We start from the raw sequence: 18,696 nt of genomic DNA, 5'->3' as shown, positions 1-18,696 counted from the left end.
CAGGCTTCACACCATCGCCTTGGACTGCTCCAGCTCCACCAGCAGGGTGCTGGCCAGCTCGTCGCGGGAGACTTCGAACTGCTGTTCGCGCAGCAGGTCCTTCACTGCCACCACGCCGCGCGCCAGTTCATCCTCACCCGCCAACACCACGAAGCGGATGCCAGCCTTGGCCGCGTACTGGAACTGCTTGCCGATCTTCTTCGGCTCCATCTGCACTTCGGTGTTGATGCCACCGGCACGCAGGCGGCGGGCAATGTCCAGCGACTGCGGCATGCCCTGCTCGTCCATCAGCGCCACCAGCGCCTGTACGCTGCTGGCTTCGATGCCGTCGATCAGGCCGGCCTCGCGCAGCTGCCAGAACAGACGCGACAGGCCAATGGAGATACCCACACCCGGCAGCTTGGACTTGCTGTAGTGGCTGGCCAGGTCTTCGTAACGGCCGCCCGAGCAGATCGAACCGATCTGCGGGTGGTCGGTCAGCGTGGTCTCGTAGACGGTACCGGTGTAATAATCCAGGCCGCGCGCAATGGAGAAGTTCAGGCAATACGCGGTTTCCGGCACGCCCAGCGCCTGCACCAGCTGCAGCACTTCGCGCAGTTCGGCGACGCCGGTGCGCAGGATCTCCGAAGAACCGGCGTCGGCTTCCAGCGTGGCCAGCTGCGCGAGTGCATCGGCATGGCCCTGCGAACGCACGGCGACGAACGCCAGGATCTTCTCGACCTGTTCTGCCGGGATGTTGAAGCCCTCGCCCACCAGCGTCTCGCGCACGTAATCGGCACCGCGCTTGTCCAGCTTGTCCACTTCGCGCAGCACCGCCAGCTGGCGCTCGCCTTCGGCCACGCCCAGGCTCTCGAAGAAGCCGCGCATCAGCTTGCGGTTGTTCAACTGGATACTGAAATCACCGATGCGCAGTTCCGAGAACACCGCATGGATGACCGCCAGCACTTCGGCGTCGTAACGCACGCTCAGGCTGTCCTTGCCGATCACATCGATGTCGCACTGGTAGAACTCGCGGAACCGGCCGCGCTGGGCGCGCTCGCCGCGGTAGACGCGCTGCATCTGGTAGCGGCGGAACGGGAAGGTCAGTTCGTGTTCGTGCTCGGCCACGTAGCGTGCCAGCGGCACGGTCAGGTCGAAGCGCAGCGCCATTTCCGGCAGCGAGCGGTCACCCGATTCGGCCGCGTTGGCCAGCGCGCCGGTGGACTGCACGAAGTACACCTGGCGCTCAGTCTCGCCACCGGACTTGGTCAGCAGCACGTCGGACAGCTCGAACACCGGCGTCTCCACCGGCAGGAACCCGAAGCGCTCGTAGTTGCGGCGGATGACGTCCAGCATGCGCTGGAACGCAATCTGCTCGCGCGGCAGCAGTTCAAGGGTGCCGGGCGGGGTACGGGGCTTGATCACGGGCGGAACTCCTGCTGGAACGGGACGTGGGAGGGGGCGACATTCTAGCGCCCCCGCCGCGGGCAGGGTCGAACGGCCGCTTGAAGTATCATAAGGCCCTCCCCGCCCGCGATACGCCCCCCGCAACATGTCACGGCCTTCCGGCGCTCCGCCCGCCACCAACGATCCCGCCTCGCCGTCCTGCACCACGCTGGACTGCCTGCACTGCTCGGTTCGCCACCTTGCGGTGTGCTCGGCGCTGTCGCCCGATGAAGTGCAGGCGCTGGAGCAGGTCACCGTCTCGCAGCAGGTCAGCATGGGCAGCACGCTGGCCCGCACCGGTGAAGAGCGCGACCATGTCTATACATTGACCGGCGGCGCACTGCGCCTGGTGCGCACCCTGGCCGACGGCCGCCGCCAGATCAACGGCTTCGTGCTGCCCGGCGACTATCTGGGCCTGAGCGGCAGCGACCACCATCGCTACGACATCGAGGCCATCGCCGACAGCCGCGTCTGCCGCGTCGCGCTGCCACAGATGAAGGCACTGCGCAGCCGTTTCCCGCACCTGGAGCGCAAGCTGCTGCAGCGTGCCTGCCAGGAACTGGATGCCGCGCAGGACGCCGCGCTGGCACTGGCGCGCCTGCAGCCGGCCGAGAAGCTGGCTGATTTCCTGCTGCGCCTGGCCGCGCGCGAGGCCAAGCTGGGCGGCGACGGCCTGCGCGTATCGCTGCCGATGGGCCGCGGCGATATTGCCGACCATCTGGGCCTGACCATGGAAACGGTCAGCCGCACCTTCACCAAGCTGCGCCAGCAGGGGTTGATCGCCCTGCCCCACCTGAACGTGGTGGAGATCCTCGACGAGGATGGGCTGCGTACGCTGGCCGGTGAAGGGTTGATCTGACCGCATCGCGGTCCGTGGGGTTGCCGGCCAGCGGCCGGCACTACCAGATAACGCAGCACGGGTAGTGCCGGCCGCTGGCCGGCAACCGCGTCCCTCTCCGCTCAGCGCAGCAGTACCTCACGCAATGCCGCGTAATCGGCCGCCAATGGTTCGGCGTGCGCCGGCCGCTGCAGCAACGCATCCAGTGCAGGCGGCACCGCCACCGCTTCGCCGATCAACGGCTCGACCACGGCTTCGAACTTGGCCGGATGCGCCGTGGCCACCACCGCCCAGTCACCCTTGGCACCGCGAGCACGCAGGTCCTGCAGCACCTTCACCGCCGTCGCGGTATGCGGGCAGAACAGCTCGCCATTGCTGGCATGCGCCGCCGCAATCGTCGCGCGGATGGTTACGTCATCCACCGCGAACGCGCGGAACGCAGCACGCAGTTCCGCGTCGTCGCCGTGGTAGAGCCAGCGCAGTCGCTCGAAGTTGCTCGGCGCACCCACGTCCATTGCATTGGCCACCGTCGCCACACTGGCCTGCGGCTGGTAGTCGCCGCCATTGAAGTACGCCGGCAGCACCGCATTGGCATTGGTGGCCAGCACGATCTGACCGATCGGCACGCCCAGCGCGCGCGCCAGCACGGCCGCCATCGCATTGCCCAGGTTGCCGGTCGGCACCACCAGATTGAGCCGGCGACGATGCGCGGCGTAGTGGGTCAACGCTGCATGCGCGTAGTAGCTCATCTGCGGCAGCAGTCGGCCCAGGCTGATGCTGTTGGCCGAACTCAACGGCACCTGCGCCTGCAGTTCGCGGTCAGCCAGCGCCTGCTTGACCATCGCCTGGCAATCGTCGAATGCGCCCGCCACGCGCAGCGCCTGGATGTTGTCGCCGAAGCAGCCTAGCTGGTGCGCCTGGCGCGGAGATACGCGGCCATCCGGATACAGCACCACCACGCGCACGCCGGGCTGGCGATGAAAAGCCGCTGCCACCGCAGCACCCGTGTCGCCGGATGTAGCGACGACAATCGTCAGATCGCGGTCCTTGCCGGCCTGCAGCCGCGAAAGCGTACCGGCCAGGAAGCGCGCGCCGATGTCCTTGAACGCCGCCGTCGGCCCATGGAACAGCTCCAGCACGTGGTCACCATCGCCGAGAGCGCGCAGCGGGACCGGGAAGTCGAAGGCGTCGCGACAGATCGATGGCAGAGCAGACTCCAGCGCGTCGCCAGCAAAGAACGGCATCAGCAGATCGGCGGCGGTATCGGCCAGCGTCGCGCCGGCCTGCAGCTCACGTGGCGCCGGCAGCATCTGCGGAACATACAGCCCGCCATCGGGCGCCAATCCGGCGGCGATCGCCGCGCTGAGGCCAACGGCCGGAGACTGGCCGCGGGTCGAAACAAATTGCATGGGTTCGGTATCCAGTAAAGGGGAAGGATTCAGCACAAGCGAGCTCCCGGTGCATCCAGCGGCGACACCCAGGCGTCACTGTCGAAACCTGCGGCTGCAAATGCGGCCTGCACCGGTGTGGCGGCGGCACGCGCCTGGTCGGCATCCTCGAACCAGGCGAACACGCTGGGACCGGCACCGGAGATGCCTGCGCCCATTGCATTGGCCGACAGCGCCGCATCACGGGCGGCTTCGAAGCCGGCAATCAATCCGGCCCGTCGCGGTTCGACCAGCACGTCGCGCAGTCCCGCGCGCACCAGTGCGGCATCGCTGCGATGGCAACCACTGAGCACCAGTGCGAGGTTCGCGCTCTGCGCCACGAACTCGCCCAGCGCATAGCTGCCCTGCAGGGCCTGGCGTGCGCGGCGTGTTTCCAGCACCGCATGCGGATGCACCAGCAGGCTGTGCCAGGTAGCCGGCACCGGAATCGGCAGCAGCCGATCGGCCGTGCACAGCGCAAGACCACCCAGCAGCAGCGGCCCCACGTTGTCACCGTGGCGACCACCACTGGCCACCGCCTCGCCATCCAGCGCAAACGGATACAGCGCCTCGCGCGACAGCGGCACATCCAGCAGCGCGTTGGCGGCGACCAGCGCCGCGACACTCGACGCTGCCGAACCGCCCATGCCGGAACCGAACGGAATGCCCTTGTCGATCTCCACCACGAAACCGAAGTCCAGGCCCAGCCCAGCGCGCAGCGACATCAACGCAGCACCCGCAGTGTTCCCGGCGGCATCCAGCGGCAGCTCGACGGCACTGCCACGGATCGCCTCGATGCGCACCAGCGGCTCATCGATGCGGCGCACGCTCACGGTATCGCCAATGCCGGCAATGGCATGGCCGAGAATATCGAAGCCCACCGCCACGTTGGCCACCGAGGCAGGCGCGAACGCACGTGCGATCACAGCCGCGCTCCTTCACCGGCCGCGACCCGCAGCAGGTCGGCAAACACACCCGCCGCGGTGACTTCCGGGCCGGCACCCGGCCCCTGCACCACCAGCGGGTTGTCACAGTAACGGCGGGTGCGGAACTGGACCACGTTGTCGGTCAGCCGCAGGTTGGCGAAGGCATGATCGGCCGGCAGTTCCTGCAGGCCGACCGAGGCGCCGTCGGCACCCAGCCGTGCCACATAGCGCAGCACCGCCCCCCGCGCCCGCGCGTCCTGCAGGCGCTGCAGCAGGCTGGCATCAGACTGACCCAGCCGCGCCATGAACTCATCCACGCTGCCGTCGCGCAGCAGCGCCGGCACCAGGCTTTCCACCTGTACCTGTTCCAGGCTGAGCGCGTGGCCGGCTTCGCGGGCGAGGATCACCAGCTTGCGCGCCACATCCACGCCTGAAAGATCATCGCGCGGGTCCGGCTCGGTGTAGCCCATCGACCGCGCCTGCGCGACCAGCTGCGAGAACGGCTGGCTGCCATCGAAGCGGTTGAACAGCCAGGCCAGCGTGCCGGAGAAGATGCCTTCAATCGCCAGCACCTCGTCACCGGTATCGACCAGATCGCGCAGCGTGGTGATCACCGGCAGGCCCGCACCGACCGTGGCCTCGTAGCGGAAGCGCGCACCACTGGCCGCCGCAGCGGCGCGGATGCGCTGGTAGCGCGGCAGCGGCCCGGCGCCGGCCTGTTTGTTGGGGGTGACCACGTGGATGCCGGCCGCCAGCCAGCCCTCATAACGCTCGGCCACCTCGGCACTGCCACTGCAGTCGATCACCACCGCATGCGGCAGGTGGGCGGCCAGCAGGTGCTCGGTGAAACGATCCAGATCGCTGGACTCACCTGCTTCCTGCAAGGCCTCCCGCCAGTCGGCGTGCAGGCCATCCACTTCCAGACGCATGCGCGAACGCGAAGCCAGCGCGCGCAGGCGCAGATCCACATTGGCCTTGGCCAGCAGCTGCGGGCGTGCGGCCAGCAGCTGGTCCAGCAGTGCGGCACCGACGTTGCCCGGCCCGATCACACCGACCGCAAAGGTCTGCGGCGACAGCCAGAAGCCGGCATGTGCAGCGCGCAAGGCGCGGGTGGCATCGGCACTGTCCACCGCCACCGAAATGTTGCGCTCGGACGAGCCCTGCGCGATCGCCAGGATGTTCACCTGCGCACGGCCCAGCGCCTCGAAAAGACGTGCGGCCACACCGGGCTGGCCGGCCATGCCGTCACCGACTGCGGCCAGCACACTGACCCCTTCGCTGACCTGCACGCGCTGCACCTGGCCCACCGACAGTTCATGCGCGAACGCATGCAGCAGCGCCTCGCGGCCACGGCCGGCTTCAGCAGCACGCACCACGCAGCAGATCGAATGTTCCGACGACCCCTGCGAGATCATCACCACCGACACCTGCGCCTGGCGCAGGGCGGCAAACACGCGCTCGGCGGTACCGGGCACACCGATCAGCCCGGTGCCTTCCAGGTTCAGCAGGGCCAACCCGGGGCTCAGGGTCAGGCCCTTCACCGGCCCACGCGGCGAGCGCTCGGCGCTGATGCGCGTCCCCGGATGCGCCGGCTGGAAGGTATTGCGGATGAAGATCGGCAGGCCGAGGCGGATCGCCGGCGACATCGTCTGCGGGTGCACCACCTTGGCGCCGAAATAAGCCAGCTCGCAGGCCTCGTCGTAGCTCAGCGACTCCAGCTGCACCGCCTCGGGCACCAGCCGCGGGTCGGCCGACAGCACGCCGTCGACATCGGTCCAGATGTGCAGTTCATCGGCGTTGAACAGCGCGGCGAAGATCGCGCCGGAGTAATCGCTGCCGTTGCGGCCGAGCGTGGTGATGCGGTCATGACGGTCACGGGCGACGAAGCCGGTGGCGACCAGGCGTGGCTGCGGATGCTGCAGGCGCCACTTGGCCAGGCGGTCGGCACTGGCTTCCCAGTCGACATCCACGCCCAGTTCGCCATGCCCCACCACCAGTACGTCGCGCGCATCCAGCACTGCACAGTCTGCGCCCAGCGCCTGCAGGTGCGTGCCGAGCAGCTGCGCGGAAAACACTTCGCCCAGGCCCTGCACGCGGTCGAGTACTTCGCGTGGCAGCTCGCCGATCACCGCCAACGCCGCCAGCACTTCGGCCAGTTGATCGAAGCGGGCGTCGATCCATTCGACGGTCTCGCCCACCTGCTCGCCCAGCAGGGCCACGGCGGCGCCACGGTGGCGCGCGCGCAGCGCATGCCAGGCCTCGCGCCAGCCTTCGTCCCCCTTGGCTGCCAGCTGGGCCAGATCGATCAGTGCGTCGGTGACGCCCTTCATCGCCGAGACGACAGTGACCTGCAGCGATTCGGGGCGGGCCAGCAGCAGGCCGGCAACATGGCGGTAGCGTTCGGCATCGGCCACCGAGGTGCCGCCGAACTTGTGCACGACGATGGACGGTGCAGCCAGATCGGCCGGGGCAACGGGATGAGCGGGGGCGTGGGAAGACATGCAGACCTCGGCAGGAGGCCCCGTCGCATGCAGGTGTCGAGTTTCCCCGCCACCTGTATGGTGCGGGGCCGTGGTTTTCGGGAGTTACACGAAGACGACGGGCCGCACCAGGGCAGTGGTGACGGTGGTGGTGGTAATGGTGGTGGTGGCGACCGGCGCAGACGAACGGCCCGCAGTAGCGGAGGCGATCAGGCTGGCGTGGGCGGCATCAAGAACCATGACGCACAGAAAACACCGTGCGCCGGGCCGCTGTCAAGTGCTGCGGTGCAAAAAGTCGTTGCCGCGATCATCGGCCAACGTGCCGGCATTTGGTTGCATCTGAGACAAAGCGGCCATCAGTATGCTTGATGGCCGCATTCAGCCGACATGTTCGGCGATCGCGCGGGGCGTGCGATGCGCATGCGCGCACAGCATCACGCCGGCCACCAGGAACACGATCGCCAGCGCTTCGAGCAGCGAGGGCCAGCGCTGCTGCCAGGCGAATGCGTAGAGCAACGCGAACAGGGTCTCGAACACGATCATCTGGCCGGTCAGGGTCAGCGGCAGCAGGCGGCTGGCACGGTTCCAGAACGCATTGCCAAGGATCGAGGCGACCACCGCCACACCCGCGCTGATCGCCCAGAAACCACTCCACTGCGCCGCCGTGTGCCCGCCGGTGTGGCCGATGAAGGCCATCGGCACCAGCAGTAGAGCCAGGCCGCCGGTGGTGACACCGGTCAGCAGCGACCAGTCGTGGCTGGACAGATCCGGTCGGCGCGCCAGCCAGCGGCTGTTGCCGATCGAGTACAACGCCCACGAAAACAGCGCGCCGAACGCGCACAGCAGGCCGATCAGGCGCTGCCGCCACGGTGTCGCGAGGTGCTCAGACATCAGTGCTTCCCAGCCAACCAGTGCCACGCCCAGCACGCACAGGCCCAGTGCCGGCAGCAGCTGCTTCAGCGGCACCGCGCCCTGCTCGCGCACACCGACCAGGGTCACCACCACCGGAATCAGGCCGACAATCAAGGACGCCGCCGCACCGCCGGCCCACTGCACCGCCGTCGCCAGCAGCAGGAAGTACACCAGGTTCCCGGCCAGGCTCAGCCACAACAGGCCGATCCACTCGGCGCGGCCCAGCCGTGGTGCCAGCCGCTTCCAGCGCGGCAGCAGCAGGGCTACAGCGATCAGACCGTAGACCAGATAGCGGCCGGCCGACAGTTGCAGGGCATTGAACGACTGCAGCACGGCGGGCGCGAGGAAGACCACGCCCCACAGCGCGCCAGCGGCAACGCCATTGGCGATGCCCAAGGCCATCGGGTTGTTGCGCATTCGGGTTCTTCGGGGGGAGAGAACAGGCCGCGCAGTGTAAGCGCTGGCCGCTGGGCGCTCTTGACCGAGGCTACTGCCCTCCCGCCTTTGTAGCGTCGAGCCATGCTCGACTGCCGTTCGCGAGGTGGTCGGTGCAGAAGCCGTCGAGCATGGCTCGACGCTACAGTCCGGCGTTCCTGCGCCACGCGGCGGGGGTCTGCCCACACTCACGGCGCAGCGCGCGGGTCAGTGCGCTCTGCTCGGAATAGCCTGCGGCCAGCGCGATATCACTGATCGGCGCCGTGCTGGTGCGCAGCTGGTGCTTGGCCCAGCGCAACCGGCATGTACTGAGCCATGCCTGCGGGCTGAGCCCGAACTCACGCTGGAACAGCGCGTGCAACCGGCTCTCGCTGACCCCGACAGACGCGGCCATGCGCGCCACCGGCCACGCCTGGCCCGGATCGGCCTGCACTGCCGCACACAGTCCCTGCATGCGCGCGCCACTGCCGGCCGGTGCAAATACCTGCAGCAGCTGCGGCAGCAGGGCCGGCATCGGCTGCCCGTCCTGCACGCCCGCCAGGCGTTGTCGCAGCGCATGCGGCAGGTGCAGCCAGCGCTGCCGGCACAGATGCTCCTGCGTGCCGTCATCAAGCACGCCGGGAGGACAATCGACGATCACGAAACCGTTCGGGCCATCGGCCATCTGGTCATGCGCTTCGCCGGCCGCAACGAAAACCCCCTGCAGCAGGTCCAGGCGACCACCGCGGCCTTCCATCTCGAAGTGCAGTTCGCCCTGCAGCGGCAACACCCATTGCGCGTAGTCATGGCGATCCAGGCCGGTGGCCTGGCCGTAGTGCCGCAGATGGAAGATGGCGCCCATCCGCGCAGTGTGCGCGTGTAGCAACGGCCGTGCAAACCGCTGCTATAGTCGATCCGTCATCCAACGCAGGGAGTGCAGGACATGGCCCATCGGCAGGTGTCACTGATGCTCGCCACCAGCCTCGGCCTGGCGCTCGCAGCTTCGGTCTCCGCACAGGAGCGTACGCCCCCGGCCCCGCACTGCATGGACGCGGTCGGCGTGCAGGAAGTGGAGCAGGCATCACCGCGCTCGATCGCACTGCGCGCCGCCTCCGGACAAGCCTATCGCATCGACTTCAGCGAGGATTGCCCCGGCGTCCGCGGTGCCACCTCGCTTAAGCTGGAAGCACCTGCCGGCTGGGCCTGTGGTCGTCCCAGCGAACGCGTCGTGGTCGACGGCCGCCGCTGCGCCGTCAGTGCGGTCACCCCGCTGCAGGATCGCGACTACGCCAGCGTCGCCCGCGACAGCGACCGCCTGCGCACGGCTACCCTGCCCGCCGTGACCATCCGCGAGCGCAGGGAAATCCGCCGCAGCTTCGGCGGCTCACCGTCGTACTGCTTTGCCACCCGCAACGTCCGCGCGTGGTCGTCCGACCCGCAGGGCATGCTGGTGGAGACCAATCCGCGCCGCAATGGCGGCCACCGCTACTACCGGGTCGAACTCGGCAGCCACTGCCGCCAGCTCGACCGAGCGCCGCAGCTGAGCTTCCACTCGGGCCTGCAGAACGGCCTGATCTGTGGCAATCCCGGCGATCGGATCATGACTGCCGAGTTCGAGACAGACGATCTGCGCGGTGAAAGCATCGCCCCACTGCCGCAGTACACCCGCGGCAGCTGCGCGATCCAGGCGGTCTACCCGGCCTCCAGCCAGGCGTCGAACTAACCGTCGACGCCCAGGAAGGTGAACGGTGCGCTGGGCACGAACTGGCCCAGTGCATCGCCGGCAAAGGTATTGCGCTGGTCCTTGCCAAGATCGAGCTTGAGCACCTGGCCGCCGAAATCGACCTTGTTCAGATCGACCCAGAAGGTGTTCGGGGTCAACGCCGACTCGAAGAAGTACAGCCGCCGCTTGTGATCAGCCACCGTGCGCCAGCGCGTGGATGAGATGTTCGGCTCACCCGGCGTGGTGATGCCATACGGCACCGACGCGTTGCGGATCACGCTGAACACACTGGCCAGGGCCTCCACCGGATCTTCGGCCTTGGGAATGGCGTTGATGTAGAACGAGGCGCGCGCGAAACGATCGGCGGAGCGGTTGGTGCCCGGCAGCATCACCGTGCCACCGATCTGCTGCCAGTAACTGTTGAGGGCCAGCTGCTGCTCGAAGATCGGCGAGTTGGTCATCACCTGATAGCGCCGGTCATGGTGGATCACCTGGCGACCGCCGATGTACTCGACGATGGCACTGTCGCCGGTGGCATCGGACAGCGACAGGTGCAGCGTCGCCTGGCGGTCTTCGCCCGGCACCTTGTCGGTGACGATCGAGTACGGCTCACGCTTGAGCGCCGCGACCGCCTCGTCCACGGTGGCGAAATTGTCCAGCACATACTGCGCCCACAGCGAGATCGCCAGTCCCGGCTTGTTGCCACGCTGCTGCGGATACTCCGATTCCACCAGCCACAGCAGGTTGGCCACCAGCCCCTTCTCGTTCATGCCATCGGTGGTCGACACGTCGTAGCCGGTGGCCACCACGCTGCCGTAGCGCGCAGTCCAGGCCAGCGATTTCGGACCGGCCAGGCCGGTGCGTGCGATGCCACGCGGCAACACGTAGAGGTTGGTCGCCACATCGACCTTCCAGTCCATCGAGCGCGCAGTGATCACATCGCCGTTGTCGCCCCGATACACCGCACGCGTGCAGGCCAGTGCCTGCGTGATCGCAGATGCCAGCGCCATGGCCAGCATTGCCTTTCCCTTCCACTTCATCCGTGCCATGTCGTTACGCTCCTTTCCCCGTGGTCCGTCGATCTGACCCGATCCATGGTGACACAGGGGTGAAGCCTCAGCGCACGAAGCGATCGTGCAGCCAGAAGCCCACCACCATGGCAGGCACGAACCACAGCGCTTCACGCGATGCGACGGCCAGCCCGGCGATGGCCGGTCCGGGGCAGTAACCAGCCCATCCCCAGCCGATACCGAACAGTGCAGCACCCAGCAGCAGGCGAGCATCGACATCACGTACACTGGGTAGCTGGAAGCGCAGCGCGAACCACGGCTGCGCGCGTCGCAGTACCCAGCGCTGCCCGACGGCACTGACCAGCAGTGCCGAGCCCAGCACCCACATCAACGTCGGATCAAAATCACCGGCCACATCGAGGAAGCCGAGTACCCGACGCGCGTCGGTCATCCCCGAGAGCGCAAGCCCCGCGCCAAACAGCGCACCTGCCACCGCGGCGGCCACGACCGCGCGGCTCATGCCAGGCCTCCGCCGTGACGGACCAGGAACGTGGTCAGCATCGCGCAGGCCATGAACACCAGCACTGCCAGCAGCGAGCGCTTCGAGCCGCGGGCCATGCCACAGACGCCATGACCACTGGTACAACCACTCCCCAGGCGCGTGCCGAAGCCCACCAGCAGGCCAGCGCCGATCAACTGCCAGGCAGGCAAGGCATCGCGCAGCAGCACACGTGGCGAGGCCTCGGGCAGCGACTGCCACCACAGCACCAGCCCCGCTGCTGCGAGCAGCCCCAGCAGGAATGCCCAGCGCCAGCCACGCTCGCCTTCCGCTGCGCGCAGGCTGCCCGCAGCGATCCCGCTGATACCCGCCACGCGCCCGACAGTGGCGAGCAGCAACACCGCGGCGGCGCCGATCAGCGCTCCGCCAGCCACCGCAGTCCATGGCAGGTTCATGCCCTGCCCTCTTTCACGCCGCTCATGGGATTGCCCTTTAATTTAGATTTATCTAAATTAGACACTTCTAAACAAAAAGGTCAACCATGGCCCGCACCCCGCTCGACAGCGCCGCCATGGCCGAACACGCCGCAGAGGCTGCAACGCTGCTTAAGAGCCTGGCCCATCCTGCGCGGCTGCGCGTGCTGTGCCGCTTGGTCGAAGGTGAGGCACCAGTACCGGAACTGCAGGCATTGACCGGCCTCAGCGCATCGGCGCTGTCACAGCATCTGGCGGTGCTGCGCGAACTGGATATCGTCGCGACGCGTCGCGAAGCGCAGGCCATCCACTACCGCGTGATTGAAGGGCCCGCACTGGGCGTGCTGCAGGCGCTGCATGCCGCCTACTGCGGCGGCACTTCGCGTTGACGCTCAGCCGGCGTGCAGGGCAGGCTGCACGACGTTGTCGAGCAGATCCACCGGGGTCGGCGCCGAACGATCACCTTCCAGCGCCCGGCTGAAACCCGACCAGTCGCTGGCCGACAGCTGGCGCAGCAATGCTGCATCCACCGGCAACGCGCGCATCGACCAGTACGGAAACTGACGCTGGCCCAGGCGGCCGCGCGCCAGCTCGATGATGTCGACATGGCTGCCGGCCTGCAGGATGCGCTCGTACACCGAATCGATACCGTCCGGCGGCCCCTCGATGTACTGCAGGAATCGCCCGCCGTCATGCAGAAGCACACCGGTCACGCCCGCCATCTTGTTGAAGCGGGCGGCATCGTCGACCAGCGCCTGCAACCGTTCAGCGGAAAGATCCGGCAACGCCTGGCTGACGTAGGCGATGGCACGCAGTGGCATGGTGCTTCCTTGACAAGATGTACACCCACGGTAGCAGTTGCGGACGAGTCCGTCTCAGTGCACGTGGATGTTTCCTGAAGAATTCAGTTTGCCGCTGCAGGCAACCCTTCTGCGCGTCTCGGCAGCAGGGCTTCGAACACCACCTGCCCGGCCTCGTTGCGCGCTGCGATGCGCCCTCCGTGCGCGCGCACGAACTGATCGACGATATACAGGCCCAGCCCCAGGCCCTTGCTCTGGTGGAAGCTGGCCTTGAACGGCTCGAACAGCCGCGGCAGCAGCGCGTCGTCGATCCGGCCGGCATTGCTGACCCGCAGCAGCACGCTGCGCGGATCGCGCCCATCCACCTCCACCCTCGCCTCGCTGCCATGGGTGAGCGCGTTGCCGACCAGATTGGCGGCAACCTGGCCGAGACGGTCCAGATCGCCCTGCAGCCGCGTATCGCCGTGCATGTCCAGATGGATCCGGTCCGCGCCATGCGCGCTGCCCGCTTCGGCCACCACTGCGCGGGTCACGTCGGCCAGATCGCAGGCACTGGCCTGCAGGCGCAGGCCACCGCTGCGGATCCGCGAGAAGTCCAGCAGCTGCTCGACCATGCGTGCCATGCGCAGGGTGCTGGCCTCCAGGTACTGCAGGGTCTGCTGCGCGCCCGCATTGTCCTGCGGGATCTCCAGCGCCAGCTTGTCACTGCACAGCAGGATCGCCGACAGCGGCGTGCGCAGGTCGTGGGTCAGCACCGCCGCCATTGTTTCGTTGAGCTTGAGCGCGCGTTCCAGCGCCTCGTTGCGCGCCTTCAGCAGCTGCCGCTGCTGGTACAGCTCGATGAAGACGTTGACCTTGCTCAGGATCACCTGCGGCGCTACCGGCTTGTGCAGGAAATCGACCGCACCGCTCTCGTAGCCCTTGAACACGCGCAGGGGATCATCCGGGGAGGCGGTCAGGAAGATGATCGGCACGTCGCGGCTGCGATGCGAACCGCGCATCAGTTCGGCCAGGGTGAAGCCATCGATCTCCGGCATGTGCACGTCCAGCAGGGCCAGTGCCACCTCGTGCTCGAGCAGCAGCTCCAGCGCCTGCGCGCCGGAACCGGCCAGCAGCAGATTCACGCCCTCGCGCTGCAGCAGCGCCTGCATGGCCACCAGGTTCTGCGGCACGTCATCGACGATCAGCAGGTTGACCGGGGACTGCGACTGCGCAGGGTCCGGTGGCAGCAGGTTCATGCAAACAACTCCTTCAGGCGACGACACATCAGTTCAAGGGGCAGCACGGCATCGGCGCCGGCGTACTGCAGGGCGGAGGCCGGCATCATCGACGCTTCGGCTTCCTCGGGACATTGCAGCCAGGCACGGCCACCGGCACGGCGCACGGCGGCAACGCCCTCGCTTCCATCACTGCTGGCACCGGTCAGCAGCAGGGCCAATACCCGCCTGCCGAACACCGCAGCAGCGGAGTCGAACAGCGGATCGATGGCCGGACGGGAGAACAGCACCGGCGCATCCACCGACAACGCCACCGCCCCCTCGTCCTCCACCAGCAGGTGGTAATCCGGCGGCGCGAACGTCACCGTGCCCAGCTGCAACGGCTGCTTGTCTTCGGCTTCGCGCACCGGCAGCGCGCAGTACGGCGCCAGCACCTCGGCGATGCGGCTGGTGCGGTCACGCGGCAGGTGCAGCACGGCCAGTACCGGCACCTGCAGCGTCGCCGGCAGCGCACCGAGTACCGCCTGCAGGGCCGCCACGCCACCGGCAGACGCGCCGATCACCAGCACGGCAGGACGCGCCGGCAGCGCCATCAGGCCACCTTCCGGTACAGGCGGTGCTCGCGCGAACAGACCTCGAAGGCGTCATGGTGGCATCCGAACTGCAGCGATTCCTTGCTGCCAAGACCGAGGAAGCCCCGGTGCACCAGCGCTTCGCGGAACAGACCGACAGCGCGGTCCTGCAGGTCGCGGTTGAAATAGATCAGCACGTTGCGGCACGACACCAGGTGTACTTCGGAGAACACGGTATCGGTCGCCAGGCTGTGGTCGGCGAACACCACGTTGCGACGCAGCTGGCGGTCGAACACCGCGCCGTCGTAGGCCGTGGCGTAATAGTCGGACAGCGACGCCGTGCCACCGGCCGCCAGGTAGTTGCGGCTGAACTGGGCCATCCGGTCGATGCCATAGGCGCCCGCCTCGGCGGTGGCCAACGCGGCCGGATTGATGTCGGTGGCATAGACGATGCTGCGATCAAGCAAACCTTCCTCATGCAGCAGGATCGCCAGCGACCACACTTCCTCACCGGTGCTGCAACCGGCGACCCACAGCTTCACCGAGGGATAGGTGCGCAGTACCGGCACCACCTGCTCGCGCAGTTCACGGAAGTACGCGGGATCACGGAACATCTCCGAGACCTGCACGGTGAAGAACTGCATGGCCTGGGCGAACAGCTCCGGCTCATGCAGCAGCCGGTACTGCAGGTCGACCAGCCGTTCGCACTCATAGCGCTGCATCGCCTGGCGCATGCGCCGGCGCAGCGACGACACCGCATAGCTGCGGAAATCGTAGTGGTAGCGCTGGTACAGCGCCTCCAGAAGAACCTTCAGCTCCAGGTCGAACAACGCCTGTTCGTTCATTGCCGCGAGCACCAGACCCGGCACAGCGAGACCAGCTTGTCGACGTCGATGGGCTTGGCGATGTAGTCGTTGGCACCGGCCTGCAGGCAACGCTCGCGGTCATCGGGCATGGCCTTGGCGGTCAGCGCGATGATCGGCAGGTCCTGCAGGTGACGTTGCGCGCGGATCTCGCGCATCGCGGCCAGGCCGTCCTTCTCCGGCATCATGATGTCCATCAGCACCAGGTCGACCTCGCGCTCGGCCAGGCGATCCACCGCTTCCTGGCCGTTGCGCGCGATCTCCAGCGTCACGCCCAGCGGCTCAAGCACGCTGGACAGCGCGAAGATGTTGCGTACGTCATCCTCGGCCAGCAAAACAGTACGGCCATCGAGCACGGTGTCGCGACGGCGGGCCTCGCGCAGCAGGCGCTGCTGGTCGGTGGGCAGGCTGGCTTCCACGCTGTGCAGGAACAGGGTGACCTCATCCAGCAGGCGTTCGGGCGAACGCGCGCCCTTGATGATGATGCTCTTCGAATAGCGGCGCAGGCGCTGCTCTTCCTCGCGGCCGAGCGCGCGACCGGTATAGACGATCACCGGCGGGAAGCCGACATCATCATTGCCGGCCATGTGCTCGAGCAGGTCGTAGCCGCTGCCGTCGGGCAGCGACAGGTCCATCACCATGCAGTCGAAGGTGACCGTGCTGAGCTGCTCCAGCGCGCCGGCCAGCGTTCCCACTGCAACGATCTGCAGCTGATCACGGCCCAGCAGCAGTTCCAGGTTGTGGCGCAGCTCGCTGTCGTCCTCGACGATCAGCAGGCGCCGCACGTCGCGCTGGCTGGTCTGTTCCAGCTGTTCGATGGCCGTCACAAGCCGCTCGCGCGTGGTCGGCTTGATCGCGAAACCAATCGCACCCAGCTCGCGCGCCACCTGGCTGCGGTCCATCGCCGAAACCACGTGCACCGGGATATGCCGGGTATCGGGGTTGCGCTTCAGGCGCTCCAGCACGCTCAGGCCGGACACGTCCGGCAGGCCGATATCGAGCAGGATGCCGTTGGGGCGCAGTTCGCTGGCCAGGGTCAGCGCCTCTTCGGCAGTCCCGGCCACCACGCAGTCGAAGTCCAGTTCATGGGCCAGGGCCACAAGCGCTTCGGCGAACGTGGCGTCGTCCTCGACGGCCAGGATCAAGCGGCCGGCGCGTTGGCGACGGCCGCGGTCATCGGCCACGCTGGCGGTGACGGGCGCCACGGATGCAACGGTCGGTGCGACAGGGGTGCGCGCAGCGATCGGCGGCGCAGGCTGCGGCGCAGGCGCTGTTGAGGCGGCGGCAGGCACTTCGCCCGGTTCCGAAACCGGCGCGCCCTGCAACGGCAGTTCCAGGATGAAGCAGCTGCCGCGACCCGGTTCACTGTCGACCTGGATGCTGCCACCCATGCGCTCGGCCAGATCGCGCGAGATCGACAGGCCCAGGCCGGTGCCACCGTAGCGGCGGCGGGTGCTGCCATCGGCCTGGCGGAAGGCTTCGAAGATGACCTGCAGCTGCTCGCGGGCAATGCCGATACCGCTGTCGCAGACCTCGAAACGGATGCGTCCTTGACCGCCCGCACGCACGTGCAGGCTGACCTTGCCATGCTCGGTGAACTTCACCGCATTGGCCAGCAGGTTTTTCAGGATCTGCTGCAGGCGCTGGCTGTCGACCACCAGCTGGCTGGGGGCCAGCGCATCGGCCTCGATCTGCAGGGCCAGGCCCTTCTGCCGCGCCATCGGCTCGAAGGTCTCGCGCAGGCGCTGCAGTACGCTGCCCGTCACCACTACTTCATCGGCCAGCTCGACGTGGCCGGCCTCGATGCGCGAAAGGTCCAGGATGTCGTTGATCAGCGCCAGCAGATCGTTGTTGGACGACAGGATCGCACGCGCATACTTCACCTGTTCCTCGGTGAGCGTGCCGTCCTTGTTGTCGGCCAGCAGCTTGGCCAGGATCAGCGAGCTGTTCAGCGGCGTGCGCAGCTCGTGCGACATGTTGGCCAGGAACTCGGACTTGTAGCGCGAGGTGGCGGCCAGTTCGTTGCTGTTGCGCACCAGCTGGCTCTGCGCGACCAGCAGCGCCTGCTTCTGCGCCTCCAGCTCGTGGGTGCGCTCTTCCAGCTGGACGTTGCTCTGTTCCAGCTCGGCCTGCTGTTCTTCCAGATGGCTCTGCGACTGCAGCAGGCTGCGGCTCTGCTCTTCCAGCTCCTCATTGGCCACGCGGAGCTCTTCCTGCTGGGCCTGCAGCTCCTCACCCTGGCGCTGGGATTCCTCCAGCAGTACCACCAGTTGTGCGCGCAGCAGCGAGGCACGCAGCGCCATGCCGATGGTCTCGGCACAGCGCTCCAGCAGCTCGACATCGAGTCGATCCTGTTCGCCGGCGCGGGTGCGTCCCAGTTCAATGATGCCCACCACCGCACCATCGTTGCTGATCGGCGCCAGGATGCGCTCGCGTACCGGCAACCGCCCCAGGCTGGTCTGCAGCTCAAGCACCGCATCATCCCCCCCATGCAGGTGGCGGATGCGTTCGTCCCGTGCCACCTGCCCGGCCACGCCCTCCTGCAATGCCAGCGACGCCGGCATACCGGACGGCAACGCCAGACCGCCGGTCAGCTGCAGTCTTCCCCCTTCCAGACGGTAGACGGCGGCGACGTCGGCCTGCAGCTGGGCCCCCAGGCTGGTTGCCGCCGCCTCGGCGATCTGCTCCGGACCCAGATCACCGCGCAGGCTCATCGCCACCGCGTTCTCGGCCTCCTGCAGCCACAGCGCGCGCATCGCTTCGCGCCGCGCCTGGATGGCGCGGGAGACGATCAGCGCGATCATCAGGAACGCACACCCGCCAATGCTGCGGTTGACGAACGAGAACGCCGAGTTGGAGCTGGCCGGGGCAACGTTGTAGCCGATGATCAACAGGATGCAGGCGACGACGGCCACGATGAACGGCGCGCGTGCACTGCGCTGGAACAGCGTGACGCCGACAGCGAGGAAGTACGCCAGCCAGACGGCGTAGCCCAGCGGAACCACCAGTTCCAACGCAATGGTCGCTGCCAGCAGTACGGCGGAGGTCATCCAGATCCAGCGGTCACGCGTAGTCGCACCAGGACGCATGCAGGTCGGTTCCAGAGCACAAAGGGTG

18 protein-coding genes are annotated in these 18,696 nt (G+C 67.5%); 4 read left to right on the top strand and 14 right to left on the bottom strand.

The features are described 5' to 3' along the window. Window positions 1–6: 6 nt before the first annotated feature. A complete protein-coding gene (gene hisS / locus ACZLIB_RS09805; protein WP_014037003.1) occupies window positions 7–1,404 on the bottom strand; it encodes a histidine--tRNA ligase in 1,398 nt (465 codons plus the stop codon). A gap of 127 nt (window positions 1,405–1,531) precedes the next feature. On the opposite strand from hisS, the gene ACZLIB_RS09800 reads away from it, so the two are divergent. Beyond that, window positions 1,532–2,284 carry a Crp/Fnr family transcriptional regulator gene (locus tag ACZLIB_RS09800; protein WP_032127414.1) on the top strand — a complete coding sequence of 251 codons (753 nt, stop codon included), beginning with the start codon at window positions 1,532–1,534 and terminating at the stop codon, window positions 2,282–2,284. Between the two features lie 101 nt (window positions 2,285–2,385). On the opposite strand, the gene thrC is transcribed toward ACZLIB_RS09800, so the two are convergent. The 3 genes from thrC to thrA are packed head-to-tail and all read right to left on the bottom strand — an operon-like array spanning window position 2,386 to window position 7,117. Beyond that, on the bottom strand, window positions 2,386–3,672 hold the full coding sequence (gene thrC, locus ACZLIB_RS09795) for a threonine synthase (protein ID WP_478469735.1): 1,287 nt from the start codon (window positions 3,670–3,672) through the stop codon (window positions 2,386–2,388). A 29-nt stretch (window positions 3,673–3,701) separates the two neighbouring features. After that, window positions 3,702–4,616, bottom strand: a complete 915-nt coding sequence (locus ACZLIB_RS09790) for a homoserine kinase (protein ID WP_478469734.1) — start codon at window positions 4,614–4,616, stop codon at window positions 3,702–3,704. Continuing rightward, window positions 4,613–7,117: a bifunctional aspartate kinase/homoserine dehydrogenase I gene (thrA, locus tag ACZLIB_RS09785; protein WP_478469732.1), complete on the bottom strand. Its 2,505-nt coding sequence runs from the start codon at window positions 7,115–7,117 to the stop codon at window positions 4,613–4,615. Before thrA ends, ACZLIB_RS09790 begins: the two co-directional genes overlap by 4 nt. A 27-nt stretch (window positions 7,118–7,144) precedes the next feature. On the opposite strand from thrA, the gene ACZLIB_RS09780 reads away from it, so the two are divergent. Then, on the top strand, window positions 7,145–7,465 hold the full coding sequence (locus ACZLIB_RS09780; RefSeq protein ID WP_478469730.1) for a hypothetical protein: 321 nt from the start codon (window positions 7,145–7,147) through the stop codon (window positions 7,463–7,465). Window positions 7,466–7,474: 9 nt separating this feature from the next. Here ACZLIB_RS09780 and ACZLIB_RS09775 read toward each other — a convergent pair whose 3' ends face one another. Together ACZLIB_RS09775 and ACZLIB_RS09770 are read right to left on the bottom strand one after the other, a co-directional pair. Further along, a complete protein-coding gene (locus ACZLIB_RS09775; protein WP_478469729.1) occupies window positions 7,475–8,425 on the bottom strand; it encodes a DMT family transporter in 951 nt (316 codons plus the stop codon). Between the two features lie 160 nt (window positions 8,426–8,585). Further along, complete coding sequence (locus ACZLIB_RS09770) at window positions 8,586–9,284, bottom strand: helix-turn-helix domain-containing protein (RefSeq protein ID WP_049398521.1); 699 nt, start codon at window positions 9,282–9,284, stop codon at window positions 8,586–8,588. Between the two features lie 81 nt (window positions 9,285–9,365). On the opposite strand from ACZLIB_RS09770, the gene ACZLIB_RS09765 reads away from it, so the two are divergent. After that, window positions 9,366–10,145, top strand: coding sequence for a DUF6491 family protein (locus tag ACZLIB_RS09765; protein ID WP_478469728.1), 780 nt, complete (start codon window positions 9,366–9,368; stop codon window positions 10,143–10,145). On the opposite strand, the gene ACZLIB_RS09760 is transcribed toward ACZLIB_RS09765, so the two are convergent. The 3 genes from ACZLIB_RS09760 to ACZLIB_RS09750 all read right to left on the bottom strand — a co-directional run bounded on the left by ACZLIB_RS09760 (window position 10,142) and on the right by ACZLIB_RS09750 (window position 12,109). Continuing rightward, window positions 10,142–11,194, bottom strand: coding sequence for a linear amide C-N hydrolase (locus ACZLIB_RS09760; protein ID WP_478469726.1), 1,053 nt, complete (start codon window positions 11,192–11,194; stop codon window positions 10,142–10,144). The two genes, ACZLIB_RS09765 and ACZLIB_RS09760, sit on opposite strands and share 4 nt — an antisense overlap. A gap of 67 nt (window positions 11,195–11,261) precedes the next feature. Continuing rightward, window positions 11,262–11,675, bottom strand: a complete 414-nt coding sequence (locus ACZLIB_RS09755; RefSeq protein ID WP_478469724.1) for a DUF6691 family protein — start codon at window positions 11,673–11,675, stop codon at window positions 11,262–11,264. Beyond that, complete coding sequence (locus ACZLIB_RS09750; RefSeq protein ID WP_032127423.1) at window positions 11,672–12,109, bottom strand: YeeE/YedE family protein; 438 nt, start codon at window positions 12,107–12,109, stop codon at window positions 11,672–11,674. Before ACZLIB_RS09750 ends, ACZLIB_RS09755 begins: the two co-directional genes overlap by 4 nt. 86 nt (window positions 12,110–12,195) lie before the next feature. On the opposite strand from ACZLIB_RS09750, the gene ACZLIB_RS09745 reads away from it, so the two are divergent. Beyond that, the gene (locus ACZLIB_RS09745; protein WP_071228893.1) at window positions 12,196–12,516 is read left to right on the top strand and encodes an ArsR/SmtB family transcription factor; all 321 of its coding nucleotides are present in this window, start codon (window positions 12,196–12,198) and stop codon (window positions 12,514–12,516) included. Window positions 12,517–12,519: 3 nt separating this feature from the next. Here the strand turns inward: ACZLIB_RS09745 and ACZLIB_RS09740 are convergent, their stop codons facing one another. From ACZLIB_RS09740 to ACZLIB_RS09720, 5 genes are all read right to left on the bottom strand, one after another. Further along, window positions 12,520–12,948 carry a BLUF domain-containing protein gene (locus ACZLIB_RS09740; RefSeq protein ID WP_032127425.1) on the bottom strand — a complete coding sequence of 143 codons (429 nt, stop codon included), beginning with the start codon at window positions 12,946–12,948 and terminating at the stop codon, window positions 12,520–12,522. Between the two features lie 83 nt (window positions 12,949–13,031). Next, window positions 13,032–14,165, bottom strand: coding sequence for a hybrid sensor histidine kinase/response regulator (locus tag ACZLIB_RS09735; RefSeq protein ID WP_049421342.1), 1,134 nt, complete (start codon window positions 14,163–14,165; stop codon window positions 13,032–13,034). Further along, the gene (locus ACZLIB_RS09730; RefSeq protein ID WP_032127501.1) at window positions 14,162–14,737 is read right to left on the bottom strand and encodes a chemotaxis protein CheB; all 576 of its coding nucleotides are present in this window, start codon (window positions 14,735–14,737) and stop codon (window positions 14,162–14,164) included. Before ACZLIB_RS09730 ends, ACZLIB_RS09735 begins: the two co-directional genes overlap by 4 nt. After that, on the bottom strand, window positions 14,737–15,561 hold the full coding sequence (locus ACZLIB_RS09725) for a CheR family methyltransferase (protein ID WP_032127427.1): 825 nt from the start codon (window positions 15,559–15,561) through the stop codon (window positions 14,737–14,739). The genes ACZLIB_RS09730 and ACZLIB_RS09725 overlap by 1 nt, the downstream gene beginning before the upstream one ends. Continuing rightward, window positions 15,558–18,668, bottom strand: coding sequence for a response regulator (locus ACZLIB_RS09720; protein WP_478469723.1), 3,111 nt, complete (start codon window positions 18,666–18,668; stop codon window positions 15,558–15,560). The genes ACZLIB_RS09725 and ACZLIB_RS09720 overlap by 4 nt, the downstream gene beginning before the upstream one ends. Between the last annotated feature and the right edge of the window lie 28 nt (window positions 18,669–18,696).

The organism is Stenotrophomonas sp. 220_Sma (genome assembly GCF_056487375.1).
The sequence above is the reverse complement of the archived record's forward strand: the minus strand, read 5'-3'. Positions and strand labels throughout refer to the sequence as shown.

Coding starts and splice junctions, on each gene's coding strand:
- ACZLIB_RS09800 (WP_032127414.1), top strand. CDS start 1,532: ATGTCACGGCCTTCCGGCGCTCCGCCCGCCACCAACGATCCCGCCTCG.
- thrC (WP_478469735.1), bottom strand. CDS start 3,672: ATGCAATTTGTTTCGACCCGCGGCCAGTCTCCGGCCGTTGGCCTCAGC.
- thrA (WP_478469732.1), bottom strand. CDS start 7,117: ATGTCTTCCCACGCCCCCGCTCATCCCGTTGCCCCGGCCGATCTGGCT.
- ACZLIB_RS09780 (WP_478469730.1), top strand. CDS start 7,145: ATGCAGGTGTCGAGTTTCCCCGCCACCTGTATGGTGCGGGGCCGTGGT.
- ACZLIB_RS09775 (WP_478469729.1), bottom strand. CDS start 8,425: ATGCGCAACAACCCGATGGCCTTGGGCATCGCCAATGGCGTTGCCGCT.
- ACZLIB_RS09770 (WP_049398521.1), bottom strand. CDS start 9,284: ATGGGCGCCATCTTCCATCTGCGGCACTACGGCCAGGCCACCGGCCTG.
- ACZLIB_RS09765 (WP_478469728.1), top strand. CDS start 9,366: ATGGCCCATCGGCAGGTGTCACTGATGCTCGCCACCAGCCTCGGCCTG.
- ACZLIB_RS09760 (WP_478469726.1), bottom strand. CDS start 11,194: ATGGCACGGATGAAGTGGAAGGGAAAGGCAATGCTGGCCATGGCGCTG.
- ACZLIB_RS09755 (WP_478469724.1), bottom strand. CDS start 11,675: ATGAGCCGCGCGGTCGTGGCCGCCGCGGTGGCAGGTGCGCTGTTTGGC.
- ACZLIB_RS09750 (WP_032127423.1), bottom strand. CDS start 12,109: ATGAACCTGCCATGGACTGCGGTGGCTGGCGGAGCGCTGATCGGCGCC.
- ACZLIB_RS09745 (WP_071228893.1), top strand. CDS start 12,196: ATGGCCCGCACCCCGCTCGACAGCGCCGCCATGGCCGAACACGCCGCA.
- ACZLIB_RS09740 (WP_032127425.1), bottom strand. CDS start 12,948: ATGCCACTGCGTGCCATCGCCTACGTCAGCCAGGCGTTGCCGGATCTT.
- ACZLIB_RS09735 (WP_049421342.1), bottom strand. CDS start 14,165: ATGAACCTGCTGCCACCGGACCCTGCGCAGTCGCAGTCCCCGGTCAAC.
- ACZLIB_RS09730 (WP_032127501.1), bottom strand. CDS start 14,737: ATGGCGCTGCCGGCGCGTCCTGCCGTGCTGGTGATCGGCGCGTCTGCC.
- ACZLIB_RS09725 (WP_032127427.1), bottom strand. CDS start 15,561: ATGAACGAACAGGCGTTGTTCGACCTGGAGCTGAAGGTTCTTCTGGAG.
- ACZLIB_RS09720 (WP_478469723.1), bottom strand. CDS start 18,668: ATGCGTCCTGGTGCGACTACGCGTGACCGCTGGATCTGGATGACCTCC.